This window comes from Amycolatopsis saalfeldensis (genome assembly GCF_900110575.1).
Lineage (GTDB): Bacteria > Actinomycetota > Actinomycetes > Mycobacteriales > Pseudonocardiaceae > Amycolatopsis > Amycolatopsis saalfeldensis.
Genome location: NZ_FOEF01000036.1, coordinates 21552 through 47491 on the forward strand (window position 1 = coordinate 21552; position 25940 = coordinate 47491).

General features: G+C 68.9%; 28 protein-coding genes. 5 read left to right on the plus strand and 23 right to left on the minus strand.

Features of this window, described 5'->3' with window-relative positions; translation table 11 throughout:
* Window positions 1-26: 26 nt before the first annotated feature.
* From BMY97_RS43115 to BMY97_RS48965, 9 genes are all read right to left on the minus strand, one after another.
* Entirely contained in the window at window positions 27-281 is a 255-nt protein-coding gene (locus BMY97_RS43115) for a hypothetical protein (protein ID WP_091629120.1), read from the minus strand.
* A 58-nt stretch (window positions 282-339) separates the two neighbouring features.
* Window positions 340-1242, minus strand: coding sequence for a pilus assembly protein TadB (locus tag BMY97_RS43120; RefSeq protein ID WP_091629121.1), 903 nt, complete (start codon window positions 1240-1242; stop codon window positions 340-342).
* The gene (locus tag BMY97_RS43125; protein ID WP_091629123.1) at window positions 1239-2162 is read right to left on the minus strand and encodes a type II secretion system F family protein; all 924 of its coding nucleotides are present in this window, start codon (window positions 2160-2162) and stop codon (window positions 1239-1241) included. Before BMY97_RS43125 ends, BMY97_RS43120 begins: the two co-directional genes overlap by 4 nt.
* Window positions 2159-3508, minus strand: coding sequence for a TadA family conjugal transfer-associated ATPase (locus BMY97_RS43130; RefSeq protein WP_245787793.1), 1350 nt, complete (start codon window positions 3506-3508; stop codon window positions 2159-2161). The genes BMY97_RS43125 and BMY97_RS43130 overlap by 4 nt, the downstream gene beginning before the upstream one ends.
* Before the next feature lie 161 nt (window positions 3509-3669).
* A complete protein-coding gene (locus BMY97_RS43135; RefSeq protein ID WP_091629171.1) occupies window positions 3670-4497 on the minus strand; it encodes a CpaE/TadZ family protein in 828 nt (275 codons plus the stop codon).
* Window positions 4498-4541: 44 nt separating this feature from the next.
* Window positions 4542-5144, minus strand: a complete 603-nt coding sequence (locus tag BMY97_RS43140) for an SAF domain-containing protein (protein WP_245787794.1) — start codon at window positions 5142-5144, stop codon at window positions 4542-4544.
* A gap of 183 nt (window positions 5145-5327) precedes the next feature.
* Window positions 5328-5891 carry a hypothetical protein gene (locus BMY97_RS43145; RefSeq protein ID WP_245787795.1) on the minus strand — a complete coding sequence of 188 codons (564 nt, stop codon included), beginning with the start codon at window positions 5889-5891 and terminating at the stop codon, window positions 5328-5330.
* Between the two features lie 413 nt (window positions 5892-6304).
* On the minus strand, window positions 6305-6865 hold the full coding sequence (locus tag BMY97_RS46645) for a hypothetical protein (RefSeq protein WP_143086496.1): 561 nt from the start codon (window positions 6863-6865) through the stop codon (window positions 6305-6307).
* A gap of 62 nt (window positions 6866-6927) precedes the next feature.
* Window positions 6928-7287, minus strand: coding sequence for an A24 family peptidase (locus tag BMY97_RS48965; RefSeq protein WP_245787796.1), 360 nt, complete (start codon window positions 7285-7287; stop codon window positions 6928-6930).
* 746 nt (window positions 7288-8033) lie between these two features.
* Here BMY97_RS48965 and BMY97_RS43155 point away from each other — a divergent pair.
* Window positions 8034-8420 (plus strand): winged helix-turn-helix transcriptional regulator, encoded by a 387-nt coding sequence (locus BMY97_RS43155; protein WP_091629129.1) that lies wholly within the window; start codon window positions 8034-8036, stop codon window positions 8418-8420.
* Between the two features lies 1 nt (window position 8421).
* On the opposite strand, the gene BMY97_RS43160 is transcribed toward BMY97_RS43155, so the two are convergent.
* The 8 genes from BMY97_RS43160 to BMY97_RS43190 all read right to left on the minus strand — a co-directional run bounded on the left by BMY97_RS43160 (window position 8422) and on the right by BMY97_RS43190 (window position 17036).
* Window positions 8422-9570, minus strand: a complete 1149-nt coding sequence (locus BMY97_RS43160) for a GGDEF domain-containing protein (RefSeq protein WP_177231825.1) — start codon at window positions 9568-9570, stop codon at window positions 8422-8424.
* Window positions 9571-9764: 194 nt separating this feature from the next.
* Complete coding sequence (locus tag BMY97_RS43165; protein WP_091629132.1) at window positions 9765-11057, minus strand: MFS transporter; 1293 nt, start codon at window positions 11055-11057, stop codon at window positions 9765-9767.
* Window positions 11058-11343: 286 nt separating this feature from the next.
* Window positions 11344-11817, minus strand: coding sequence for a hypothetical protein (locus tag BMY97_RS43170; RefSeq protein WP_143086497.1), 474 nt, complete (start codon window positions 11815-11817; stop codon window positions 11344-11346).
* A 332-nt stretch (window positions 11818-12149) separates the two neighbouring features.
* Entirely contained in the window at window positions 12150-13055 is a 906-nt protein-coding gene (locus BMY97_RS43175; RefSeq protein ID WP_245787797.1) for a S1 family peptidase, read from the minus strand.
* Between the two features lie 206 nt (window positions 13056-13261).
* On the minus strand, window positions 13262-13819 hold the full coding sequence (locus BMY97_RS46650) for a bifunctional DNA primase/polymerase (protein ID WP_143086498.1): 558 nt from the start codon (window positions 13817-13819) through the stop codon (window positions 13262-13264).
* Window positions 13820-14168: 349 nt separating this feature from the next.
* Entirely contained in the window at window positions 14169-14846 is a 678-nt protein-coding gene (locus BMY97_RS43180; RefSeq protein WP_091629135.1) for an HAD family hydrolase, read from the minus strand.
* Window positions 14847-15427: 581 nt separating this feature from the next.
* Window positions 15428-16162, minus strand: a complete 735-nt coding sequence (locus BMY97_RS43185) for a helix-turn-helix domain-containing protein (RefSeq protein ID WP_091629137.1) — start codon at window positions 16160-16162, stop codon at window positions 15428-15430.
* Window positions 16155-17036, minus strand: a complete 882-nt coding sequence (locus BMY97_RS43190) for a hypothetical protein (RefSeq protein WP_091629139.1) — start codon at window positions 17034-17036, stop codon at window positions 16155-16157. The genes BMY97_RS43185 and BMY97_RS43190 overlap by 8 nt, the downstream gene beginning before the upstream one ends.
* A gap of 50 nt (window positions 17037-17086) precedes the next feature.
* On the opposite strand from BMY97_RS43190, the gene BMY97_RS43195 reads away from it, so the two are divergent.
* Window positions 17087-17353 carry a hypothetical protein gene (locus tag BMY97_RS43195; protein ID WP_177231826.1) on the plus strand — a complete coding sequence of 89 codons (267 nt, stop codon included), beginning with the start codon at window positions 17087-17089 and terminating at the stop codon, window positions 17351-17353.
* Between the two features lie 418 nt (window positions 17354-17771).
* Here the strand turns inward: BMY97_RS43195 and BMY97_RS43200 are convergent, their stop codons facing one another.
* The gene (locus BMY97_RS43200; protein WP_091629142.1) at window positions 17772-18293 is read right to left on the minus strand and encodes a hypothetical protein; all 522 of its coding nucleotides are present in this window, start codon (window positions 18291-18293) and stop codon (window positions 17772-17774) included.
* A 274-nt stretch (window positions 18294-18567) separates the two neighbouring features.
* Here BMY97_RS43200 and BMY97_RS43205 point away from each other — a divergent pair, with 274 nt between their 5' ends.
* Together BMY97_RS43205 and BMY97_RS43210 are read left to right on the plus strand one after the other, a co-directional pair.
* Entirely contained in the window at window positions 18568-19458 is an 891-nt protein-coding gene (locus BMY97_RS43205; protein ID WP_177231827.1) for a helix-turn-helix domain-containing protein, read from the plus strand.
* Window positions 19455-19676 (plus strand): DUF397 domain-containing protein, encoded by a 222-nt coding sequence (locus BMY97_RS43210; protein WP_091629145.1) that lies wholly within the window; start codon window positions 19455-19457, stop codon window positions 19674-19676. Before BMY97_RS43205 ends, BMY97_RS43210 begins: the two co-directional genes overlap by 4 nt.
* Window positions 19677-19812: 136 nt before the next feature.
* On the opposite strand, the gene BMY97_RS43215 is transcribed toward BMY97_RS43210, so the two are convergent.
* The 3 genes from BMY97_RS43215 to BMY97_RS43225 form a co-directional block, all read right to left on the minus strand.
* Entirely contained in the window at window positions 19813-20220 is a 408-nt protein-coding gene (locus BMY97_RS43215; RefSeq protein ID WP_091629146.1) for an Imm1 family immunity protein, read from the minus strand.
* Window positions 20217-20888 (minus strand): DddA-like double-stranded DNA deaminase toxin, encoded by a 672-nt coding sequence (locus BMY97_RS43220; protein WP_177231828.1) that lies wholly within the window; start codon window positions 20886-20888, stop codon window positions 20217-20219. Before BMY97_RS43220 ends, BMY97_RS43215 begins: the two co-directional genes overlap by 4 nt.
* A gap of 98 nt (window positions 20889-20986) precedes the next feature.
* Window positions 20987-21250: a DUF397 domain-containing protein gene (locus tag BMY97_RS43225; protein WP_091629175.1), complete on the minus strand. Its 264-nt coding sequence runs from the start codon at window positions 21248-21250 to the stop codon at window positions 20987-20989.
* A gap of 294 nt (window positions 21251-21544) precedes the next feature.
* Here BMY97_RS43225 and BMY97_RS43230 point away from each other — a divergent pair, with 294 nt between their 5' ends.
* Window positions 21545-22153 (plus strand): GNAT family N-acetyltransferase, encoded by a 609-nt coding sequence (locus BMY97_RS43230; RefSeq protein WP_143086500.1) that lies wholly within the window; start codon window positions 21545-21547, stop codon window positions 22151-22153.
* Between the two features lie 76 nt (window positions 22154-22229).
* On the opposite strand, the gene BMY97_RS43235 is transcribed toward BMY97_RS43230, so the two are convergent.
* Both BMY97_RS43235 and BMY97_RS43240 read right to left on the minus strand, forming a co-directional pair.
* Window positions 22230-22703: a GNAT family N-acetyltransferase gene (locus tag BMY97_RS43235; RefSeq protein ID WP_091629151.1), complete on the minus strand. Its 474-nt coding sequence runs from the start codon at window positions 22701-22703 to the stop codon at window positions 22230-22232.
* Window positions 22700-25903 carry an orotidine 5'-phosphate decarboxylase / HUMPS family protein gene (locus tag BMY97_RS43240; protein WP_091629153.1) on the minus strand — a complete coding sequence of 1068 codons (3204 nt, stop codon included), beginning with the start codon at window positions 25901-25903 and terminating at the stop codon, window positions 22700-22702. The genes BMY97_RS43235 and BMY97_RS43240 overlap by 4 nt, the downstream gene beginning before the upstream one ends.
* Window positions 25904-25940 lie beyond the last annotated feature (37 nt).

Sequence of the window (25940 nt, forward strand, 5' to 3'; positions counted from 1 at the left end):
CTCCCTCTCGGAATCGAGACCGGCGGTCATTGGAGCTGCCCTTGGTAGCGCACCACCACGGCCTTGATCGCGGCCACGAGCCCGATGGCCACGGCCAGGCACACAGCGGCGATCACGGCTTTCTCCACGGATTCCGACCCCTGATCGCCGGACGCTCGCGCCTGTTCCCAGCGGGTCCGCACGCCGGCGACCAGCATCAGGGCCAGCCCGGCCAGAGCCAGCGCAAGTTCCGCGGAGCGCCACGGGACAGCGAGCAGGTCACGATCTTTCCTGTCAGACATGGTTATCGAACTCCTTCGAGGTCGGAAATGGTTGCCCCATAACGGTTTTCTCTCCGATCTATCCACCACCTGTCATCAGGCGGATCATCGCCGGGTACAGGACCAGGAGCAGGAACGCGATCAGCAGCAGCGCCACCGGGAGCGCGAGCCGCTGCGAGCGGGCGTTGGCGTCGGTCTTCTCGGCGGCCAGCGCCGCGGCGCGCAGCGCGCCGGCTTTCGCGATCAGGGTGGTGTAGATCGCAGCGCCGTCCGCGGCGGTGGCGAGGATGTCGGCGAGGTCGGCGAGTTCGACCACACCCATCCGCTTGCCCAGCCGGGACAACGCGTCCCACGGGGTGTGGCCGGCACGGGCCGCCCGGCCCAGGGTGCGGCTGATCCGGGCGAACACCCACGAGTCCCCGACCGCCGCCTCGGCCAGCGCCTGACTGGGGGCGCGGCCCGTGGCGCGTTCCTGCGCCACCAGGTCGAGATAGGCGGCAGTGGCACGGCGGAACTCCGACCGCGCCCGGGCAGCGTCCTCGCGCACGGCCAACACCGGCACCACCGAACCTGCCCCCGCCACGGCCACGACGGCCAGCACCACCAGCGGGCCCGGGAACGCGAGACCGGCGAACCACGCCAGCCCCGCCACCGCCAGCACGCTGGCGGTGGCGCCAGCAGTCCAGGCCAGGCGGCGTACCAGGTAGCGGTCGGCGGTCAGGTCGAGGACATCGAGGTCGGCGGCCGGAATACCCCACCAGCGGTTCGACGACCGCGCCGAGTACCCGGCCAGCCGCTGCATCCGAGCCGACCAGCGCCCCTGGTCCGGGACGCCGTCGGCGCGGCGGCGGGCACGCCCGTCCAGCGCCGCGACCGCGGCAGCGACATTGACCGGTGCCGGGCGCAGCACCGCCAGCAGGACGCACACGACCGCCAGCCCGGCCAGCGCACCGAGCAGCACCGCCGCCGCCCCCGGGCTCATCGTGGCACCCCCGCACCGGAGCGGGAGACCGCGCTCAGCGCGCGTTTCGGTGTCCCGGGCGGGTTTCGTGACGCGGCTCCGAGCAGGCGTGCGGGGCGGCGGGTCCTCATCAGCAGGTGCATCCACCACCCGGCGACGCCCAGCAGCCCACCGATCCCGGCCAACACGCACTGGCCCAGCAGGCCGTTGAAGGGGGCCAGGAAGTCATGGGCGAAAACCACCAACCCGGTCAGCAGGACCGCGGTGATGCCGAGGATCGCACGGACATCCGTGCGCGGTTTCGCACGATCGGCTTCGATGTCGCGGCGGGCGACCACCTCGCGGTCCAGAGCGGTGGCGGTAGCGTCGAGGATGTCGACCAGACCGCGACCACCGGCGCGGGCACGCAAGATCAATGCGAGGGCGACTTCGTCGGCGGCCTCGTCGCCCACGTCGTCGGCGAACGCGCGCAACGCCTGTTCCAGGCCGCGGGTCCGCAGCCGTACCGCCAGGGTGTCGACCTCGGTGGCCAGTGCGGCGGGCGCGGTGCGCGCCGAGCTGACGATGGCCTGCTCCAGCCCGCCGGCCCCGGAGGCGAGCACGTCCGCCAGGCGCCGGACCCAGCTCGCGAGCGCATCCAGCCGGATGATCACCTGCTGGGCGTCGTGGCCGCGGGCCAGGACCGGCACGACCATCACCGCGGCGGCGGCCAGGACCGCGGCGACCGGCCAGCCGGTCGCCCACCACACCACCACGCCCACCGGCACTGCCACCGCTACCCGCCGCGCCGGAATCCGCGCCAGCGACTCCCGCCAGCCCGCTACCCGGCGCGGTGCAGCAGGCCCGGCCGTCCGCTCGGCCGGCGAGAGGACGGCGGCAGCCGCGCAGGCAAGGGCGAGGACCGCGGCCGCCCCGAGCGCACCCGCCCACACGCCCGTCATCGCACGCCTCCATGAGGGAAACCGGCCCCCGCACCGGCGGTGTCGAACAGGGAGCGGTCGAACCCCGCCCGCTCCAAGCGCTCCAGCAGGTCGCGGCTCGGCGGGAACGCCGGGACGGCGCGGCCGTCGGCCGGGCGGGGGGCGAAGATCCTTGTGGTGTCCGGGCGGCCGGCGTCACCGACCGGGCCGACCTCGATCACCTCGGTGACGAACCGCTCCCGCCGCCGCCCCGCGGAGCTGTCGTGGTCGGTGCGGGTGACGTGCACGACCAGGTCGATCGCCGAGGCGGTCCACTGGTGCGCGGCCTCGATCGCCAGCGGCGGGACGGCCAATTGCCCGAGTGCGGCGATCCGGTCGAACACCGCCGACCCGCTGGTGGCGTGCAGCGTGCACATCCCGCCCGCCGCGCCGTTCCCGAGGGCGCGGAGCATGGCGGTGACCTCGCCGGCGCGGACTTCCCCGACGATCACCCGGCTCGGCGAGTGCCGCAACGTCTGCTTCAGCAGGTCGTCTAAGGAGATCTCTCCGACCCCCTCCGAGTTCGCGGGCCGTGCTTCCAGCGGGGTCACCAGCAGCCGGGGGCCGAGGTGGAGGCCAAGTTCGTACTCTTCCTCGACGGTCACCACATGCTCGTGGTCCGGAATCTCGCTGCACAGCGCCCGCAGCAGGGTGGTCTTCCCCGCGGCCGGACCGCCGGACACGACCACGTTGCAACCCGCCCGCACCGCCGACCGCAAGAACGACGCCAGCAGCGGATCGAGGGTGCCGTTCATGATCAAGTCGTCCAGGCCGACGTCGACCAGTCGGTGGCGGCGGATCGCGACCCGCGGACGGTCGCTGATCTCCATCACCGCGGCCACCCGGGCACCGAGCGGGCCACCCGCGCCGATCCGCAGGTTCCCCAACGGCTTGCCGGCGTTGAACTCCCGCGAGGTTTGGCCGTGGCGGGCGAACATCGCCGCAAGCATCTCCACCAGCTCGGCGTCGGTGTCCGCGACCGGATGCGGCCACTGCTCGACCGACCCGTCCGCCAGCTCCAGCAGAACCCGGTCGCACCCGTGCACGTGGATGTTCTCGACATCGTCGCGGTCCAGCAGCTCCTCCAGCGCACCCAGCCCGGACAGCGCCGCCACCACCGCCCGGATCAACCGGCGCTCCTGCTCGACTGGCAGCGGCGCCTGCCCCGCGTCGGCGCGGCGCTGCACCCAGGCCGCAACTGCTTCCGCCACGTAGGCACGCATCCGCGCCTGCTGCTCCTGCACCGACAACGGAACGTCCACATGCGACTCCCCCGCGGCGACCCGTTCCAGCCGGGCCGCCACCGACTCCCGGATCGCCCGAACCACCTCCGGATCGAACCGCCCAACTGGCCCGCCATTGCGCGGCGCTCCGGGTAGGCGCGGGACCGCTGTGGCTTTCAGCGCACTGCGTCCCTGCCTCGGCAGGGTGGCCGGTGGCTCGTGGCCGGTCGGGCCGTTGACAGGGTGGTACCCGTTGTGCGGCAGCGTCATCGGACACCACCGGTAAGCAGCCGGGCCGACGCCGGCAGAGCCGGTATGCGCAGTTCGGCCGGCGTGTAGTGGTGATAGGTGCCGTGCAGGCGCCGTGCTGCGCGGCGCACGCCACGCAGCAACGGCGACCGCGACGGCACCGCGCCTGCGTCGGTGCCGTCGGAGAACACCGCCGCCGCCCGGACGTCCGCGGGAACCTCGACCGCGACCTCCCGACCCAGCGCCGCGCGAACCTCACGGGTCCCTGCGGGCGTCGTCGCGCACACCGCCAGGCCCAGCCGGGCCGGCACGATCCGCTCGGCGAGCTCGGCCAGCAGCGGGCGCGCGGCCAGCACGTGCCGCTGGGTCGGGCGCACCGCCACCAGCACCACATCCGCCGCCAGCAGCAACGACCACGGCGTGGCCGCGCTCATCCGGCCGAGGTCGACCAACGCGTCCGCCGGCTGGCCCGCCGTAGTGCGGAACGCAGCCAGCGCCGAGGTCAGGCGCGTCCAGCCCGCAGCGCCGACCGCCGCCTGCTGGCCCGGCGCGGTCAGCCCGGCCAGGAGGCCGACGTGCCGTGCGGACGGCACCGGTTGCACGTGCTCGATCAGCGTCGCCGGGTCCCCGGCCGTCGCGTGCCGGGTCGCGGTGGCGTGCGACAGCACGCCGCGGTCGGTGCGGATCGTGCCGTCCACGACCCACTGGCCCAGCCAGCCCGGCGCCAGGTCGCCCCCGGCCGGGTCGCAATCCGCCAGCAGCACCGGCGCCGGCCAGCCCACCGCCAACGCAGCCAGCGTCGTGGTCGAGCCCGGTGCACCCTTGCCCGAGATGATCGTGATCATCGCCATCACCCTCACCGTCCTTTCCCGACAGCCATCGCTTCCTCTCACGCACCCGGCCCGAGCTGGACCAGGACGACCTGGCCCGCGGCGGCGCTGGTCGCCGCCGCCGCGGCGTCCGCGCCGACCACGACATCGACCGTGACCACGCCGCTCGAGTCCGGGAGACCGACACCCAGCACCCGCGCCCGGAACGGCTCCACCGCCGCCGGCGCCAGTCCCGTGTCAGTCCCGGTGCCGGTCGCGACCGGGCTGACCTGCACCAGATCCCCGGCGGCTAAGCCACGCGCGGGCAGGTGGCCCGGTCTCACCGGGAGCCCGACCAGCCGCTCACCCGGGCCGGGGACCGGCTGCGCCGACAGCTGGCCAGGCGCCAGCACGCTGCCCGCAGGCAACGTCGAGCGCGCCACCTGGCCGACGACACCGGCGCGCTCGCTCGCGGGGATGGAGGCCAGCGGCTGACCGGGCACGGCCTTCGCCACCCCGAGATCGCCCTCGCCGATCTGCTGGCCCCAGCTCACGTCGCGGGTCAGCACCAGGACATCGACCCGGGCGTCCTGTCCCGCGATCAGGGCGTAGTTGCCGACGGCGACCACCGCGGCCAGCACTACCGCCGTACCCAGCAGCCACCAACGCCGTCGCCGTGGCACCCGCGGACCATCACCATCGTCAGGCCCTCCAGCAGCGGCCGTGTCACGGCCGTGTTGTCGCGGCGGCCGGGAAAAAGACAAAGCAGTACCCACGGGGGAGCTCCTTCCCCATCAAGAAATGCGGTTTTTGATTTTTACGGAATGCGAGTAACGTCTATCTCGCAGAATTCCGTGGTGTCGTTCTTAGTTCGCGCGCAGGGCTTGGACCTCGGCGACGGCGAACACGGATCTGGCGCGGGACAGCATCTGCGGGAAGTCGCCGCCCACCGGAGCATTGCCGTCCGAGCCGACCCAGCTGACCGACCACTGGATCGCCCATCCCGCGCTGGTCTGATCGTTCGGCTGCCCGACCGAGCTGCGGGTGTAGACGAACCCGCAATCCGGACTGGCCGCATGCAACCCGTACGAGCGCTCATACGGCGTGCCCGGCCCGGAACAGGTCATCGAGCCGCCGGTGCCCGAGGAGAACGTCATGCCGACCGGCGTCGCGGTCACCTCCGCCCACACCGGACCGACCTGAACCCGCTGCACAGCCGGATGCCACACACCGGAATCAGTCCAGATCCAGGTGTTCTCCCCGACGATCGTCGCGTCCCGCCCATCAGGAAGACGCACATCCGGCGAATGCCGCGGCACCGGCAACGGCAACCGCAACTGCTCAAAAGCCTGCGCCGCCAACTCCGCCGGGCTCGGCAACGGCGGAGCCGCTGGCGCGCCCGCCGGAGCCGGCGCGTTGTTGACCGGCAACGGCGGCAGGCAACGCATCCCGAACGCGCTGCCACCAGGGCGACCGGCGCCAGGAGCGCCACCAGCACCGAACCCGCCGACGAAACAACCCGGCGGAATCCCGCTCGGCGAATCGGCCGCTCCGCCCGGACCCGCCGCGGCCTGCTGCTCTCGACCGGCACCGGCCGACGTCGATCCCGGATCCCCCGGGCGGACAGGAGCCTGTCCCCGCTGGTCCAACGCCCGCATGTCGATACGTGGTGGGGCGTACTGACCGAACTGGTCAGAGTTGTTGGGTACGACAATGACCTGGCCGTCGTCATTCCGGTTGGGCTGCCTGGGCTCAGCCTGGGACGGTGTCCCAGCAAGCCCGACGGCGCAGCAGACAGCGGCAAGTAGACATGCTGAGCAGGCGAGCGAATGTCGGATGGTCATCAGCACGGCCCACCCGGATACTCAAGCTGTGACACCTTCCACCGACCGTCCGCTACATCCCGAACCAGGTGGGCGCGTATGGGAATTTGAGATGTACCAACGGTCTTCCGGTCGCCAGTCGCCGCATCCGCTTGCCCCGAACGAGATCCGTCCTGACAGTCGTTCAGCGTCGCGTGGTCACCATCGAGTTCAACACGACTGATGCGCGTCGTGACATCTCCATACGGCTTCACCCCAGCCTGCTTATTGCGACTCATCGCATCCAGGGTTATGGATAATTGCGGGTCTACCGCAAGTTCGGCCATGGCATTCCGCCAGGCGCTCTCCGGTGTGCCCGGAATAGCCAACGACCGAGGCCAGAACTGGGTGTAGGCCGCTTCTACTGCCTGCTTCTGGTCCTGCCCAGATGGATTCGGTGCCGAGGGAACCGGAGATGGCGCGGATCGGCTTGGTGGGGATGCCGGCGCCGGGTCGTCGCCGCCACATCCCGCGAGCAGCAGGGCTGCGGCGCCAGCCAGAGCGGCGCTCAGCAACGAACGATGAGCGTCGAGCTTGTTCACAGGTTCCTCCCCTTGCCTCCGATACCGAGCCTGCGTTTTCTCACCAGCCCAGTCACCTTCACCTATGCAAACAGGATGCTGATCGCCGCTCCGGCGAGCAGCGATGGCCCAGCCGGAAATCGCACGTTCGTGTGTCCCGAGCGCATCACGACAACCAGCGCGACCGCTGCGGTGAGCCCGCTGGCCACGAGCAAGCCCCGCAACAGTCCCTCCCAGCCGAACCAGCCGAGGTACATCGCAATGGCCCCGTAGAGCGCCGTGTCCCCTCCGCCGGTATGAGCGGGGACGCCAAGCTGCACGAGTCCGGCGATCAGGAGCACAGCGATCGACGCGCTGCACGCGAAGGCCAGCTGCCTCCAACCGCCATCGACGATCGCCCCGGCGAGGAATGCCCCGAACCCCCCAGCGGCCAACGCTCCCACCAGGGGGAAAGGAAGGCGCCGAGACCTGAGGTCCGTGATGGCCAGGCTGACTCCCAGCGAGCACGCCCAGCACCACGCCAGCAGCAACGGCGTGGCCCCCAGTCGAAGGCTTCCGACCAGGCACAGCCCCCCAACCGCAGCCGAAGCCGCCGCCATCGCGGCGCCTCGAGCCCCCCTTGCCCACGGCAGGGGCTTCCCGATCGCCCGCTCCGAGGCCATGATCGAAAGTGGGCCAGCCAAAAGACCCGCCGCACCGGCTGCCCATGGGACGAGCGTGGGCATAATCTCCCCCTTGCGGTGAACGCCGCAGACCCAACGGCACGTCGCTGCGCAATCGTCGATGGGCGAGGCCGGGCATGATGGGCGAACCGGCCGGCGTCGTCCGTGTTCGTCGACGCGGCACCAGCCGAGTCGACGTCGTTTGTCCTCCTGCACGAAGCTCTGCGCCGGAACGTTGATTGGGCATTCGAGGCTCCGTCCACCGCGGCTGGTGCGAGGTGCCCGGCCGATGTTTCGGCGCGAACGCGGATTCGGCGGCCGGGCGCCTCGCTGCTTCCATCCCCGGGAACCAGTGCCCCGAGTACGTCTGGTTTAGCCCGCTGACCTGCGGTGAGTTCAACGTAACCACCGAGTGAGTTTGAACTCACCGGCGGATATTCACCCGTTCGGCCCGAAGGAGCGTGTGCCGCGAGAGGAGGTTTGATGTCGCGCTGGCGTGGTGCAGCGTGATCGTGTAAGCAGCGGAGATGAACGACGGGGACGTGTCCTATCGGCAGAACCTCCACGACTTGCTTACCCTTCTGACCGGTCAGTGGACCGTCGCGATCATCGCCACGCTTGCCGTGGGTGAACGTAGATTCACTGATCTGCTGGCCGAAGTGAACGAGACCGAGGCACGGCTGGGCTGGATCAGCCACACAAAACCGCTCAGCAGGCGAGTCCTCACTGACACGCTCCGGAGGCTGGAGGCGGACGAGCTGGTCGAACGGCGCGCGGATGGTGAACATGAACAGTTCAGCAAGGTGTCGTACAGGCTCAGCCCGGACGGCCGGGCGTTGCTGGGGATGCTGAGGCCCTTGGCCAGTTGGGCCGGTCAGCGACGAGTGGGCGGTGTACAGCCCGATCCGCACTGACCTACATCGCCTCGCTGGCCTGAACCCGGTTCCGTCCGGAGTCCTTTGCCGCGAAGAGAGCATTGTCGGCGGCAAGGAGGACGTCGTCCAGGTCCGGCCCGGCAGCGGGGAATGCTGCGACGCCGATAGAAACGGTGACCTGGAGCGGGCTGTCAGTCGTGGGTGCGATTTCAGCGTTGGCGATGCGTTCGCGGATGCGGTGCGCGACGGCGAGGACGCCCGCAGCGTCGCTACCGGGCAGCATGACGACGAATTCGTCCCCTCCGAAGCGTCCGCACAGGTCGCTGCCGCGGACAAGGTCGCGGATGGCGGCGCCGGCCGCTTGCAAGGCGTCGTCGCCGATGAGGTGTCCATGGACGGTATTCACCAGCTTGAAGTGGTCGATATCGATCAGCAGGATGCCGAGGCTGGTCCCGAGGTTGCGGGCACGCCGCAGTTCGCTCTCCGCGAGTGCGCGCCAGCTGGCCGCGTTGAGCAATCCGGTCTTCGAGTCCCGGGTCGCTGCGTGTTCGAACTGCCGAACGAGCGCGCTGCGGTGCAGCGCATACAGCGGGACGAAAATCAGGACAACCAGCCACGGACGCAGAACGATCAGCATCGCCGCCAACGTCCCCATGCACAGGGTGGCCAGTTCGAGGAGGTTCTCGTTGAGTCGGCCGATCAGCAGCTTCGCGGTCCACGTTGGTTTCGAGAGCGCGATGACGGTCGCGACCACGGTTGAGTTCGCCAGGAAGTAGACCAGGATCACCGCGCTGAGACCGAGCGCGGTCCATGCGCCACGGTCCTGGTCGGTCGGCAGGACGTGCAGGCTGCGGGCGCACCAGGCTGCAAGCTGGCACGAAAGAATGGCGTTGCAGGCGCTGAAGAGCGTCCGGTGTGCGTAGACGCCGGCGACGCCTCGCCAGCTGCGCAGCCACAGGTGCAGGTAGAGCGCGACCACGACGGCTGCCGCCAATATGCCGGGGAGCACGAGCGCCGCGGCCAACGTCCACACCGACGAGAAGTTGACGTGCGGGGTGTCGGCGAACCGGCGGCGGCGGCGCTCCACCTGACGGGCCATCTCGGCGGCGCCGATGCCGAGGCCGACCACGACCAGGTACCCCAAGACGTCGTGGGCGGTCAGTCGCGCCAACACCAGGTTGGCCGTCACGATCGCGATCGTGACCAGTTCGACGGCAAGGACGAACCCGCGGACACGAGCAGGGAGCGACCAGAGGGCCCACCTTCTCACCCAGCCGGCCCGGGCAGGCTGCCCTGAATCGGTTACGCGCTGCATACTGATCTCGCTTCCGTTCCCATGGGGAGGGCCACGGCTTTCACGCTGACTCCTAGTTGCGGCCCTTCCTACCGCCGGTCTCCCGGGAGGGGGTCACAATGCGTAACAAGGACTGGTGACGTTAATCGGACTCCCGACGCGGGCTCGTCCTCGGCAGTTCTGACCTGACGCGGGCGAGCCCCCTTCCAGACGATCATCGCGCCAGCGGCCAGCACGGACGCCGTGGCGCCCGAGGCCGCCACCGTGATCACCGGTCCGACGCGATCGGCGGCAAGGCCTGCGCCCACGATCGCCACGCCTTGCGAGGTATACAGGCAGGTGCTGAGCCTGCCCATTACTGTGCCTCGCCGCGCATCGGGCACGATTTCCGCAACAACGGCCTGCAGCCGAATCAGATACATCGTCGAGAGGACGCCGGAGACCGCCCACAACACCGCCACCCCCACCAGCCAGGGCACTGCAGCCGAAGCCAGCAAAGGCAGCCCAGCCGCAATCGCTGGAAAGGCGACCGCTCGCGGCGAGACCACCGAGCTGGTCCTGCCTGCCCACCAGCCGCCGATGACGCTGCCGACCGGGTCCGCAGCCATCAGCCAGCCCACCGCGAATGATCCGGCCCCCAGCACTCCGGCGTAGGGTGCGGCGATGCCTTCGGGCACGACCAGCAGGCCAACCAACGAAATCAACAGCACCGGCCCAACGAGCCGGGAATCGACACGCCTACCAGCGTCCTCGGACACAGGCTCCCGGACAGCCGACCTGCTACGCGAGGCGGCGGGACGTGCCCGCACCCCAAGCAGCACCACCAGCGCGCTCACCAGAAACGTGCCGCTGTTCATTGCCAGCACGCCAACAGCACCGACCGTCGTGACCAGAATGCCGCCCGCGCCGAAGCCGACGACCTGGGCAACCTGAGTGCTGACCTGACGTAATCCGAGCCCGGCCTGGTAGGCGCCGTCCGGCAAGACGTCAGGGAGAAGCGACAGCTGTGCCGCCTTGAACGGCGCGCCGGCCAGCGTGAGCGCACCGACCAGGCACCAGAGCGCAGGCAATGGAAGGCCAGGAATCACCATCGAGAGCGCCAGGCAACCCCGGACAACGTCGGTCACCACGATGACGGTGCGCCGCGGAAACCGGTCGGCGAGGCCCGACAAGAGGAACCCGCCGATGACCGCGGGGGCGAACGTCAGAGCGTAGGTCAAGGCCGTGAGTAAAGCTGAGTTCGTCCGGCTGAAGACCAACAACGCAAGAGCAACCCGGGCCAGCTGGTCCCCGACGACGGATAATGTTTCGGCGAGCCACATCGCCCGAAACTCGGCACAACGCAGCGCCGGAGCAAACCGACCACGCTCGCCGAAAGCCATCAGCTCACCCCCTCCCCGCGTCCCGCAGCACCAGCCGGTGACCCTCCTTGCCAACAGCCTAGGGACAATCCAACGTATGCCCGGAGCGTGCTCAAATGGACACAAACGGCGACAGTTCACCCGGTTGGATCAGGTGACTACCCTGAGTAAATACTGAGTAGTTTCGACGTCAGAGCAGTCGCTATTACGGTGCGGCATTGCCCACACCAGGGCGGCCTCGAATCGCTGCACGGACCTACCTTGGCGCGTTCCGAGGCTTAGCGGAGACGGTTCGGCGCTGTCAAGATCAGGAGTGCTCCGTCGTCGTCCCGCTGACCCGACCGGCACGTTGCGGTGGCAGGATGCGGAAGAAGTCGTCGATCAGGCTGTCGTCCCACGCGAGGAAGTTCCGGATCTTGTGCCAGAGGCTGGTGGACCCGACCCACCATTCGTGGTCGCTGGGGTGGATGGCGACGTCTGCGCCGTGTCCGATTTCTCCGGCGACGAAGCTGTCTAGCGATTGCCTTCCCTGCCATGCCCAGCGAGAGAGCGCACACAGCACATCGTCCCAATCGAGTTCGTCATGGTCGAATTGGTCTTCGAGGAGCCAGGTGAACTGATGCGCAAGGTTTCCGCGAGCAGTTCTGTCCATGCGAATCACCCATATCTTCCCCGTGATCCCAGGGCCGATCATGGCGTCAAGATTGATGGCGTTCACTTCGATACGGTGCGCCTCGATGAAGTCCCTGCCAAGACGGCCGGGATGCGAATTAGTGTTCACGGTAGTTTACTTCTCTGCTAGTTCAACTTAATAGGGGAAACCTTAGCGGGGTTTACCGGCGGCCGGCCCTGACTACCTCCCCGCTCGGCAAGCCCACACTGGCGGCCGATGCCCCTGGGAGCCACAAGCGAAGCAACCTGGCCGGGAGGGCCACCAAGATCTGTTTTGCCGGGATTCCTCGGCGATGAGTCGTAATTGTGGGAACACGAACGCGACTTATTCGCCGAGGGGCCGGTCCGCGGCGGTATTTAGGCTTCATTCTGTTGCCTAGTCGTCGGCTCGGGGTGCCGCACCCGCCACACACCGTGAGGCGCGGCACCCCGAGCAGAGGGTCAGGTGGCGCTGCCGGTACGGGCGACGTGGTAGATCCAGTCCCGGAAGTCCGGGGAACTGGTGTAGACGTCGGGCGCGGTGCCGCAGAACTCGTTGGCGGTGCGGCTGGCGCTGCCGACGAGCTGGGGCACACCGTCGATCGTGGCGAGGGCCGGTCCGCCGGAGTCCCCGAAACAGCTTCCGTCGGTGCTGGAGGGATTGTCGGTGCAGATCTCGCCGGCGGATAGACCGATGTCGGCGCAGCGCGAGGGCGCGGTGACGCGGGTGTCGAGCTGCTGCAGCCGCAAGGGCAGCCCGGTGGAGGTGCTGTCGGGCTCAGTCACGCCCCAGCCGTACAGGCTGATCGTGCTGCCGCGCCGGGCGGTGTCGCGGGCGAGCTGCACGGTCGGTTGCTGGAGCAGGTGGTCGAGCTGGAGCATGGCGATGTCGAAGACCTGCTTCTTAGGCGCGCCCCGGGCCCAGTTCCAGCCCGGGTGGACCACGATCTTGGTCACGGTCGCGGTGTCCCCGCCGGAGAGCCGGTCGAGGCTGCCGACCCGGACGTGGAAATGTTTGTCCGCGGTCGGGATCGGTGCCGCGTCGGCGGTGAACCGCTGGATCGCGGACGACCTGGCCGCCGCGCCCGCGGGCGGGTCGGTGACACAGTGCGCGGCGGTGACCACCCAGCCCCGGAACACCAGGGCCGCGCCGCAGGTGTGGTAGTCGATGTACTTCTCGCCGTACGCGGGGGCGTCGTACTGCAGCGAGGTGATGCCCGGCGGCGCGGTCGCGGCCGGGTGACCGCCGATGATCCTCGGTGCGACCGTCGGCGGTGTGTCGGCGACGGCCGTCCCGGCGGGAGCGGTCAGCGCGGCGGCGATGCTCACCGTCACGGCTGCTGCGGACGACAGAATCTTTCTGTTCACGGACTAGTCTTCCCGTCTGAAAACAACATGGTCGGTTGTCTACAATGGATTTTCTGTAGCCTGGTTGCGGAGGCCCGCACCCGGGGTGAGCGAAGGGCATTGTCAGATGGCCGCGCTTCTTGTCTCCACGTTTCGAGACGAAAAATATGTGCAAATCCTGCTTCATTTCTTGCATGCGAGACCTACTTTTCATGGCACCTCCTCACTTATTTCGACGTGCTATCGAAGCAGGTGCGGACTGTGTACATCACTTTTCCGGCGTCGGGGATCACGGGAAACCGTGAAGGTGGCTGTTTCCAGGCGGCTGAGACGCGCGACGTGATCCGGGTTGGCGGCAGGGGTATCCAGCTCGCCCCGGTGATCCAGCGGCATCCCGGTGGAAGGGGTGTTGCGTGCTGCTCACGATCCACAGGCGAGGTCAGGACAATCCTGCGACCTGATGCCGCCACCACTGGACCGAGCAGCCGGGCGGTCTGGGCGGCGAACACCGTCTCCGGTATCTCCATCGCGTCGATTCCGTATCCGCACACCAGAAGCACCCCGTACGGTGCTTGCTGCCACCATGCGTCGACTTCGGCCACGGTCCAGACGGGTTCCCGCCACCAGGCCGGTGACAACGGCGTCAGTCCGACGGCATGGGGGTGGCCCATCCACCTGCCTCCGGTATCCAACTCGGGGTGCGTGGCGGGGGTGATCGGCCAGCCTCGGAGAGCAGCGTTGTGCGCCGCTTGCCAGACGCTGTGGTCGTCGCGCTCGTTCAGCATGGGCGCCGCCGACGTCGGCAGGTGCGTAGGCGAAGGATCAGCCCCGGGGCCACCACATCACCAGGCCGTACGCCGGGACGGCGATCAGGGCCACCATCAGCGGAGGGGATCCGATGCGGAGAACGCGGCGCCGGCGAGGCCGCAACGACACCGTGCTTGGCGTAGCGGACGGCCGCCACGCAGCCGAGCATGGTTCGCTCGGGCGGGCACCGCACTGGCAGGCGTGCAGCGCAGGTGAACTTCCCGCACATCAGGTGGGGAAGGTCGTCGGAATCGCCGACGTTCCATGCGTGAGCGGGCGACCAAGGGTCATCAGCGGGGACACACCACGCGATCGCCATGCCGGTCCTCACCTGCGCCGGGCCCAGGCCACCACGACAGGGACCGCATCAAGCAGGCTCGGCACCGTCGCGACCCGCTGGCCGCTGCCCTCCGGGTAGTGCGCTGGTTCGTCGCCGGGTCGGTGGATGTGGACGACGCGTGCCCCGGCGGAGAGGGCGCCGCTGACGTCGGCGTCGAGCCGGTCGCCGATGTGGATCACGGCCCCGATGTCGGCGCGGTGGTTCGCCGCGACGATCTGCCACAGCCACGGCTCTGGTTTCGCGCCACCGAGCTGGAAGCTCGTATACACCTTGGCCAGCACACCCGGATGAGCCGCGTGCACCGCCGCGACCCGTTGCGGCCCGCCGGTGACGGCCATGTTCGACAGCGCTACCACCGCGGCTATCTCGTTCAGCATCCACAACGCCTGGGCGGTGTCGTGGTAGGGCGTGTATCCGCGGTGCCACGTTGATTCGGCAGGGAAGTCCGCCGGCGAGATCAGCAGCCGCTGGCACACCCGTTCGATCAGCTCGTCGGTCAGCACCGGGGCGCGGTGCAGCAGGGACCGCACCGTCTCGGCGATCCGGTCCGGCCCGATGACGTGCGATGGCGCCAACTCAGCCAACCTGTCCTTAGTGGACACTCCGGTGAACACCCCGAGGGTCCTGCCGATATCGACCGTGATCAGTTGGACCTTGTTCCCCACACATGCTCCTGTTCATCGGACATTGTTGGTGTTCATGGTCATTCAGGTCGTCGTGGGTGGGCCACGCGATCAGGGGCTCGGGCATCTGGGCCGCCATCCATTCATGCAGCGGCCGGTGACGTGGCCAGGAGAACAGCGCACCGAGCACGATCGTCTGCTCGGCCGGAGATTCCGGCGGGGCGGCACCGAACTGGGTAGGCGCGGGCGGCCAGGGACTTCGGCCGGCGGCGCAGCGGGGGAACGGTGGCGTTTGCGCAGAAACGCGGAACCAGTCGTTCATCGCCCGAGACCCCTTCCTCGTGACGGCCGGGTCGGCTGGACATGTGCCCGCTGCTGTACTCCCGGGCCGCCGGGGGAGAAGCAGCGTGGACACCACGTGAACTCGTATCGCTGAGGGAGCGCCCGCCGCGGGAAGCACATGACGGCGCAGCTGCTCAGCCCGATCCACATGCGGTTCCAGCGCAGTAGCCGCATTTGTCCTACAGGGACTTTGTGCATGATGACGACGCGGCGGAGCAGGAACGAGGCCAGCGCGGGGCATTGCTCGAACGTCGGCGAGTGCCGGCCCGGCTGGCCGGGCATCACGCAGCGCTCAGGATGTCGAGCAGCTGCGGCAGCTCGACCCCGCACACCACGGCCAGCGCGTCCTGCGCGGACCGGGGAAGCGTCGCCAGCCCCGTGTCCGATGCTTCCGGTTCGGCCAACCGCAGCGTCGCCCACCGGGCAAGCTGCGGCTGCCCGCACCCGGCCAGCACGGCCAGGTCCACGATCACCGTGTCATCCGGCTGCCCGAAGACGCCCTGGTACACGCGATCGAAGATCTCGCCGGGCTGGACGCCGAGTACTGCGCAGTACTCGGCGAACTGGCACACTGACATCGCCCGAGTGCCTCGCTCGTGGCTCGCCAGCTTCTGCACCGAGCGGTCCAGGCGCAGCCTGCCGTTCATGATCTGGCGTGTCCACCCATGCTTCTGCCGTTCCTGGCGCAGCGCATCGCCGATGCCTGCGGCGAACTGCTCCAGCGTTTCCTCCGAGACGGGCGTGGCCCCCCGCTTCCCGCGGCCGCGCTTTCTCTGCCTGGCAGCGGATGCCCGGTCCGGCACACCGTCGGCGTCGGCCCGGCGCAGGACCCGGCGGATGCCCCCGATCGGGAATCCGAACCGGGCCGCGATGGCGCTGCGCGTCATCGCGGCCTCCACACACCGCAGCAGGAGCTGCTCCAGCAGCGGGCCCAAGATCGGGTCATGCTCAATGTGACGGAACTCCATGTTCGCCACCGCCCAGCCGAGATCGGGAACCGCCGTCGCGTCAGCCACGAGACCACCGCAGAACCTCGGCGATCACGTCCACAATGGACCCAGGTTTCGCCGTCTCCTCGGCAGGCGGCACGTGTTCGCCCGAAGCCTCGGCGAACGTCGTGGGCGCGGCCTCAAGGGGGTAGCGCGCGGCCATCGAGTAGGCGCCCTCGTTGAGCGCGAGATACACGAAGTCCGCGCGCTCACCCGCAGTGCGCACGTAGGTCAGCCGCTCCGGCGCGTCAACGGGGCCATCGGCGTGCACGAGCTGGAAGCCCGCCGCCGCCAGTTCGTTCATCGCCGTCGTCTCGGCCGCGTAGTCCGCTTCCGCGTTGTCCGTTGCGCCGAGGGTGGCGTCGGGCTCGCCGAATTCGCCCCACCAGAACCGCTCGGTGCCCCACATGCCGCACTCGCCCCAGACCAGGCATCCGGCCACCGCGTCCCGATCGATCTCCCGGGCCGCCCGCTCGGCCGCGTCGAGCAGATCCGGCAGCTTCGGGGCGTCCACCGGACACCAGTCTTCCCGGACGGCATGCTGCGCGCAGCCCGTGTGGACACCGCAGTGGCCGATGCGGACTGACCGGTCGGGCTGGATGCCGACCCGCAGCGTCACCAGGCCCTTGTCCAGCAGATCGTGCACCAGCAGATGCCGGCCACCGAAGGACAGGTCGTAGGTCCAGACGTCCCCGCCGTGCTCGCCGACGTATCCGGTACGCCAGCCCGGTCGCGTCCTCATCACCCGCCACAGCGCGAGATCCGCGACCAGCCGTTCCGGCTGATCGAAGGTCTTCGCGTGGTAAGCGCGGTATTCCTGCTCGGACACCATCCGCTCCGGCAACAGCGGCTTCGGCACGTCCGCGGCGGCCTCCGCCGGCCTCGGCTCGTCGGTGCTCATCGTGACGCCCTCCCGGCGTGTCGTGGATCGCGGCGAAGACGGAGGCGACAATGCCGCTGCGTTTGCCGATGCTGCGGGGCCCGCACCCGCCGGACAGGCACCAGGACAAGCTGTTGAACCTCGCGTTGCGCGGCTGGGGACTGACGCGCGATCAGCAGGCAGGCCCGGCAGGCGGGTCCGGGTGCCGTGGTGGTGAGAGACATCTCGACCTGGTGCCCACACACCGCGATCACCGGGACGCCTTGCTCCCGGGCCGCCTGAAATGCCTCATCGGTGACCTCGTGTTCATGCGCGTCACCCGCGCAGGTGCAGCGTGAGGTCCATATGCGATCGGCTTTGCTGGTCATGTCGGAACACCTCATCGAGGGAATGGAAGGCGGCGGAGGTGGCAGGTCGGGGCGCTGCCACCTCCGCCGCCGCTGATGGGCGGCAGGCGAACGAGGGTGCCTGGGCGCGCAACTCCGCAGATCCGGGGTGCGTCAGCCGTCGGGCTCAACCTCGTCCGCCCGCCACCAGGGATCCCCGGTGGCGCCTGCGTGCCAGCACGCGCGCCGGGGTGGCTGATCACGGCGTTCGCAACACCGGTATCGACCCTCATCGCCTCGCCCGTACCGGCGGGCGGATAACCGGCGCGGCCACGGGAGTTCAGCGTTCGGCGCCCGCAGCGCGCTTCTGGGTGACCGGCACGCTGGCGACCCGCCGGAACGTGACCGTGGGGTCCCACGACGGACATGCTCACGCCACCGACTTCGCGCTCGACACAGGCCTGGGCCGTGGGCGCAGGCCCCGGTAGGGCCGGTTTCGCGACGGGCGCCGCTGCTCCGGAATACCCCACACGGAGATCGACTCCGGTTCTGGCGCCGTGTCGGCGATGACCGCGAATCCGGTGGTCACCGCGTTCGCGTTCTCGTCCTCCACTGTGGGCCAATCCTCCGCAGACACCGAAGCCACCAGCCGCGCGTCCTCCTCGTCGGCGCGTCGCATGGCGGACTCCTCCGCCCTCGCGCAGAACTCCTGCCGGAAGGCGGCTTCCCGCTCCAGTTGCCATTCGAGGTGGTCACGAGCCTGCCGGGCCTGCAGCTGTGCCACCGTCAGGTAGAGCGAGCCTGCCGCCGTAGCCACCAGAGCAGATCGGCGCGCCTTGAACTGCCTGCGCAGGAGCCAGCCGGCGCTGATGACAACCAGTGCAGCCACCGCCAAACCGGCGACGATGCCCGGCTCCCACGCAGCGAGGGAATCCCCGAACGAACGTTGCATGCGATCAACCCCTCAAAGCGGCGGCGCCGAACTCAGCTGCGTCTCCGCGAATCCGTTGTCGTGGCCAGGCAGGCGGGGACGCCACGGAGGGAAGAGGTGCCATCTCCGCCTGCCTTCGGCTGGCTCGGGACCGGCGAGTGGCGGTTGCCATGGACGCCACCCGCCTACCGCCTGTCATCAAGCCAACACAACGCACGATAGACCCGCGCACGTGCGCTACGCAATATAAAAGTGCGCACGTGCGCGAATTAGCGCAAGCGCTATGCTCCGGGCCATGCCGACCGCAACCCGAGCAACGCGCCGCCTGGGTGCGTTTCTGAGGAAGAAGCGCGAAGCCGTCCCGCTCATCGCAGAGCAGGTCGGCAGGCATCTTGATCAATCGCCGTCGACTGTGAGTCGCTACGAGCTGGGTACGCTGCGCTTGACCTGGCCGGTGATCAAGATGCTCCTCGCCTTGTACGGCCACACCGAAGAAGGCGACCCGGTCGTTTTGGAAGCCTGGGCGCTCTACCAGGCGACGAAGGACGAACCGAAGCCGGTCCGGCTGCCCAAGGGTGCATCTCCGGCGTTCCGCCGCCTTGTCCAGGAGACGTTCGTCGCCAAAGGGTTTCGCGAGATCGCCACGAACCTCTTGCCGGGAATGCTTCAGACCGAGGGCTACATGAGGGCCCTGGCTCAGACGCTCCACGATCCGTCGCGACGTGACGACAAGACCTTCGAAGTTCGGAAATCCCGGCAGCGACGTCTCGACCCGGCTGACCCGAATCCGATCTTCTATCACGCCGTTCTCGACGAGATTTGCCTGACCAGGCTCGTCGGTGGCCCGGCTGTGATGCTGCCGCAACTCCGACACGTCCTGCATGTGGCTGAGGATTGGGACAACGTCACCGTTCAGGCCGTGCCCAAGGAGGCTGGCGACTACGGCGCCGCCACCGGCGGCCTCACGATCGTCGACTACGAAGAAGGGCAGCCGTCTTGGGCGTACTTCGAGTACCAGGCGGGCGCTGACCTGGTGGAGAATGAGGAGGACGTGCTGCGGTTTGCCAAATTGCACGAGGACGCCGCACGTGTCCCGGAGTCGCCCGACGAAGGGGCGATCGCCTTGTCACCCGACGAGACGATCAAGTTCATCCGCCGACAGATTGAGGTACTGGAAACCAGATGAGCAACCCCACGCACGACGCACCTGAGGCGTGGATCACGAGCAGCTACTCCGGGAACGACTCTGCCACCACGAACTGTGTCGAAGTCGGTTTCGGTAAGGCTGGCGCCCACGTGCGCGACAGCAAAGACCCTGAGGGAGGGTCCTTCTACCTTCCGGCCGAGGCCTGGACACAGCTCCTGGCTATCGCGTCGAAGATCCAGGTCCCTCCCGCCGAGTAGCCGACGCACCGACTAGGGGCGGGTCCCAACGTAAGCCCGGGGACCCGCCCCTTGCTGCGATCGGGCCGCCTGGCGCTGGCTTCTCCAAGCCCAGTCGGTGCGCCGGGGTGCGTTGTCCTGGTTGGAGTCCACGTGCTTAGGCGTCCTGCCAGGCGACGCCGGTGGGTCGGGTTCCGCCGATCCGTAGGAACTCGTGGGCAGCCTCCCTGGCATCCGCAGCGGGGATTTCCGCGTCATCAGGAAACTCGGTGTCGGCGGACATGCAGTAGTACAGGACGCCACCCTCGGGAGCAGTGAACCGCTGCTTCGTGGCCCTGCTGGTGGAGCCGCCCATGTCGTCCAGCCCGGCGTAGCGCAGGACGCCGCGATCCCCGTTGAGCCCCACTGCGAACTCGACCTGCTTCGGCTCGTCCGCGTCGTAGAACTGAACCAGTGCCGGGCCGTCGAGCGCAGCCACCGCGTCGAGCACGGCATCCAGCTCGGCCGGTGTCTCCACGATCGTCCCCTCGTCCGCGTCCTCGTCCCACCACGCTTCGAGCTTCACAGCGTCGCCCCTCCGGTGTAGCGCTTGATGATCCGCGTACCTGCCGGAGACTCACCATAGACGGTCAGGGCCGACCCCTCCGGTAGAAGCGCGGGGATCACCTTGTCGCAGCTCCAGGGCCCTTTGCACGGCACGTTGTTGATCGTCAAGGTGACGTCGGTGAGGCTGTTCGCCGCCATGTGCGCCGCGATCTTCGTCTCCACATGCGCGGCCACCGCGCCGTTCGCGATACCGAGGCCAGCCAACTGGTACTCGTCCTGCCTGCTCACGATGGCCTGCATGCCAGCAGCTCCGTCGCCCGCGGCCCAGCGGCCGTGGGTCTTCTGCCCGCTCCTCGGCTGCACCGGCGGCGCCACCTCCTGCCGGGCTTTCCTCACGTGCTCCGGCTCGTTCCGCGGCCCCGGCGGAACTGAAGGCGCCGGCGGCTTCGGCTCAACGCGCGGAGTGGTGGTCGCGGCGGAATCCCCGGCAAGCCCGGCCGCATACGCCGCGAGGTCCGCCGAGACCCGGCTTAGCAAGCCCATGATCCCGGGGATCGCCTGCGCTGCCTCCGCCGCCAGCCCCATCGCCTGGCCGACCTCATCGGCGGCGGTGCCCTGCGCTGCCAGCTCGAGCAGGCGTTGGAACTCGGCCAGCGGCTCCCCCGCGCTCGTGAGGTGCTTCGTCACCACGTTGACCTTCTCGACCGTCCCGCTGACGGGATCGACAACCTCCGCTCCAACCCCCGCCATCGAGCCCCTCCGAACAGCTTCTGCCGGCCCTGCTGTCACCCGGGCAAGTCGAACTCCCCATCCCGAACGCCTTTCACGAACGCGTCCCACTCCGAAGGCGTGAACACGAGCGTGACCCCGACCGCCCTCGACTGCCGCAGCGCTACGTAGGTGACTCCGTCGCTGTGTGGCACGAACGCGTACTCGGCCCAATCCTCGACGTCACCCGCATCCGCTGGGGCCGTCGAACGCCACTCGACCCGATCGAGGTCCAGTTCGTGCCGAACGTGGGCCTTGTCATCGGCCGGCGGAGTACTCATGAACGTCACCGTAGAACATGACTACGACCGACGAACGAGCCCACGTCGGCGATCTCGTCCCACTGGCCGAAGAGCACGACGAAGTGACGCGAAGCAGTTTCCTGCAAAGAAGGGCGGGCTCAGCGCACGAGGGGGAGGGATGCGCCAAGCCCGCGTGGTCGAGCGTAGCGGCCAGAAGCCACGTTCCGGGCGAGCGTCGCCTTCAGCTGTCTCGCCCGGCGGCGCCCGATCGGGCTCACCCGGGTGAGGTCCATCTCTGGACTGGGCCGTTCGATACCTCGCATACTCGAACGCGTGAGCGAGCTAGGCACGGTGGGTACCGCCCCGGACCCCGGCTACCCGTTTCGCTCCCCAGGCCCTCACACACGGTGCCTGAACGGCCACTCGCTCGACCTCGCTGGTCAAACCTTGCCGTATTACCACGTCCTGGACTTGGATGCCACGCTGTGTAACCTTTGCACCGAACTCCGCCTCGACCGGCCGGGGTGGTTCCCCCTCGACCACACCGCGGTCCGTCGCGTCGATGTGCCGCCGAAGTACCACCGCCCGATCGTCGAACTGGTCGCGCATCCACCGGACCAGCCCGCCGGCGTCGGCTACATCGCGCTGCAGATCAGCGAGCGCAGCGTCGCGGACATCGACGTACAGATGTGCGGCATCGACCGGCGCGGCGTCATCGAGCAGATCCGCGTCGACGATACCTACCGTCGACGGCGTATCGGCACGCTCCTGGTCGCCGCAGTCCTCGCACGCGGCCCAGGATTCCAGTGGTCGACGACGAAGGTCGACAACTCGGCGAGCGCGCGAGCCTTCTGGGCATCCCAGCACCCTGCCGGGTCGCTGAGCCTTGGCAGGCCGGACTATTGCCCGCACATGAAGATCGTGAACGGGGAAGGTCTTTAGCGCGGTGGTCGGCGTCGCTTCCCAGAGACGGCCTGCGCCAAGGCTCAACCGCGCGGCCTGGCCCAGTGCGTCACGCTCAGATCAGGAGTTCGTAGACGGCACGGTGCTTGCCGGGTCCTTTGTAGTCACTGATGACGGACACGCCCTCGATCGTCTGATCGCCGGGGACGTTGGTGAAACCTCGTCGTGTCCAGGTGGTGTGGGCTGTGGTGTTGTCGGGTTCGGAGGTGAGGTAGAGCCTGCGGGCGCCGAGAAGTTGGCTGCGTTCGCGGACCGCGTTCAGTAGGGCGGTGGTGACACCGGCGCGGCGGTGCTCGGGGTGGGTGATGACGTCCTGGAGGTAGACGTCGTCGGGATTGTCTTGGCTGCGGAAGGCCATGATCGCGCCGACGAGGTGATCGCCGTCGCGGGCGATCGGGCAGGTGGTGGAGAACAGGGTGGCGTAGAGCCAGTAGTCGGAGGCGGTGCGTGGCCGGATGTAGGGCGCGCCGAGGCTCATCAGCTCGATGACGTCGGCGATGTCGTGCTGGGTCAGTGGGCTGATCTTCATCGGTGCCTTTCGCTGAGGTGGACCAGTTCGACGAGGTTCTTGGCGGCGGTCGCGGGGTCGAGGGCGTCGACGACGCTGCGGCCGACGATGAGGATGTCCCAGTCCGGGCTGGCCAGCACCGCGGAGTCCGTGGTACTGAAGCCTCCGCTGACGGCGACGGGGAGCGCGGTCCAGTGCCGTAGTTCGCGTGCGACGTCGAGCGGGGTGGTGCTGCCGATGCCGACATCGATGTTGGTGGTGACGGTGAAGCCGTCGACGCCGGCGCGTTCCATCTCGGTGATCCAGCGGTGGCTGGCCTTCACCGGAACGTCGAGGAGGATGGGGACGGCGAGGCGGCGGCCGGCATCGACGGCGGCGCGGACGCTGGCGGTGGTGGCCGGTCCGATGAGCTGGACGATGTCCGCGCCAGCTTGGGCCGCGAGCACGACCTGGTCACGGCCCCAGTCCGCGGACATCATTTCGGCGATCACCGGTGTGTCCTCGACGGCGCTCTTGATCTGCTCGATGGCCCTGACTCCTGCTTCTTTGATCAGCGGGTCGCCGACCTCGATGAAGTCCGCGCCGGCGTCGGCCGCAGCTTCGGCGATCTGCACGGCGCCGGCAACGTCGTGCAGATCGAGTGCGATCTGCACCGACCGGTGGTTGCGGATGCGGCGGTACCGCTCGCGGACGCGACGCGGGTCGTCGTCCTCGGCAGGGTCGGTCATCGCGGCGTGTTCGGCTTCGCGGCGCACCAGCCACCGGTCGCTGCGCCGTCCGCCGTCGATGAGCCGGTCACGGACGTAGTCCGGAGGGGTGAGATGCCCGGTCCGGATCTCCCGCAGGATGGTGACGATCGCGCGGGGGTCGTGTGCGAAAGCGGCGGCCTCCTCGTTCGAGGCCGCCGCGTCACGGGGTGGCGCATGGAGAATACGGAGACGATCTTGGCTTGGACGGATGTGGCCGGGTGTTCGCGACCACGCTGGTTCGGTGGCCAGGATGTCCAGCGCGGCCTGGATGAGGTCGGGTCGTCGGGAGGGAAGTCCCAGCCGGTCCAGGCCTTGCAGCGCGCGCTCACGCACGTGCCAGTTGTCGTCGTTGAGCAGCACCGTCAGGTGCGTCACCGCGGCGTGGCCGGGTGCGCGTCCGACATCGGGAGCGATGGCCGCGCGGACCTTGTAGTCGGTGTCGTGCACGAGCCTGGTCATGACGGTCAGCCCGGTGTCGTCGACCGATACGGTGTCGTCGCCGAGCGCTTCGGCCAGGGCCGCGCGGACGCGCCAATCGGTGTGGCTGAGGAAGATCTCCAGGGTGCTGTTCGCGGCGTCGGCGAAGAAGAGATAGAAGTGGCGGGCGAAAAACGTTGCCTCGGCGCCGTCAGCAAGGTTCGCGAGGTCGAGGAAGGTGTACGCGTCGGTGCTGTCGAAGTTCTCCTCGACGAACGACGTGACCTCGGCCCACAGCGTCACACCGAACTGCCGAAGCAGAGCCAGCAGCCACCGGTAGCGGCCGGGACCAAGCGCGTGGTGCAGGCGCGGGTTCCCCAGCAGGGCACGGCTGAGCGCGGGATCGTTGTCGTGCTCCGCGCGAGCGGCACAGGAGCGCAGGACTTCGGGTGTCAGGAACCGTGCCGCCCCGGCCATCGACATCATCAGAGGCACGGTGGTTCTCAGTGATGCGGTGGGCGCGGTCGCGATCGCCTCCAGCAGAGCGGGGGCGAGCAGGTCGAGGCGCTCGAGGACGAGGGCGAACATGCTGCGGGCCGCGCCGGACGTTGATGCGCGGTCGGCCAGTTCATTGAGCGCTTGCACGGCTGCGACCGAGCGTCCCTGGCGATGGAGCAGATCGGCAATCCGAGTGCTGAGGAAAAATTCGCGCAGGACGTCGTGGGAGAACTCCACCTGCCGGTGCTGGGTCACCCGCAGCAGCGTTGCCGGCAGATCGGACGGCAGCTCGGGAACCGGGTGGGCCCCGTCGTCGAGGACGTTCAGCGCGGCGGGGAGATCGTCGTGACCGTAGCGGTGCGCAAGCTCGGTGAGCAGCGGGAAGTAGCGCTCGGTGCCGTCGGTGCCCAGGACGCGGCGCACGCAGTGATCCACGAGCGCGTAAGCACCGAGGTCGCCTCCGCCGGCCAGCGGTGGAGCGGCAAGAGCGAGCTTCATGTACAAGGGCGTGCGCACCAGATGCTGAATGCCCGCAGAGAGGCTGTCGAACGATGCGCTCGCGGCCCGCTCCCAGTGCGCGCGAGCTTCCCCGACCGGCCAGGGAGACAAGGCGTGACGCTCGTCGGCCGGAGTGAACAGGGAGGCATGCAGCAGCGGGTGGGCAGTGGTCTCGATCGCAGGCGGGGTTCGCACGGTCAGCAGGAACCGCAGCGCGGAGGCTGTGGCCTGGCGGAGAATCGCGTCGATCTGGCGGCCTACCGTCGCGAATGCCTCGTGGCTGGCGATGCCATCGACGAGCACGAGGCAGGGCCGGGTGAGCCGGGCGCTGTGTTCTTCCAGGGTGAGCAACGCGTCGTCGCCGCGTGGAATCGAGGCGTAGCGCAGGATCTCGGCTGCGATGTCCACTGTGGACATTTCCCAGCTGCCCACGGTCAGCAGTTGGCAGTCGGCCTCACGGGTGAACTGCTGGGCCAGGTGCCGGGTCAGGCTGGTTTTCCCGATGCCGGCCGAGCCGGGCACGAGGAAGACACGTGCCGAGGACTCCAGGAACAGCCGGGCGGAGCCGACGACGCCGGCTGGCGGGGTGTACGGGAGCGGAGCACCGGGCTCCGAATCGACAGTAGCCAGGATCGCGGCCGTCCTGACGGCCGACCCTGCACCGAGCCGGTGCACGACGACACCGCGCTCCTGATCGAATCGCTCCCGCCTGTCCGGTTCCAGGCGGCCGAGTTCCACATCGAGAACCTCGACCGTCTCGTGCTGCAGGGGTGCTGCCCGCTGCGGTTTCTCCCAGCCGACCACGGTGCTCTGGGCGTACCCCAGCCGCTGGGCGAACGCGCGCTGGCTGAGGTTCTGGACCTCGCGGAGCAACTTCACCTCGGGCGGCGTCCAGGTCGGGCGGCGGGTCACTGCACGTTCCTCCCGGCGGCGGTCTGATCGCACGAACTTAACGAATTCCCAGCGTAGCGGGCTGCCCACCGCCGGATGCCGATCACGACCGATCACCACCCGCTCAGCGAACCCTTCCTCGCACCGAACCCCGCCCGGCACGGTCATTCCACGCACTCGCCGTCCGTTCGGCGGCGCCGCCGTG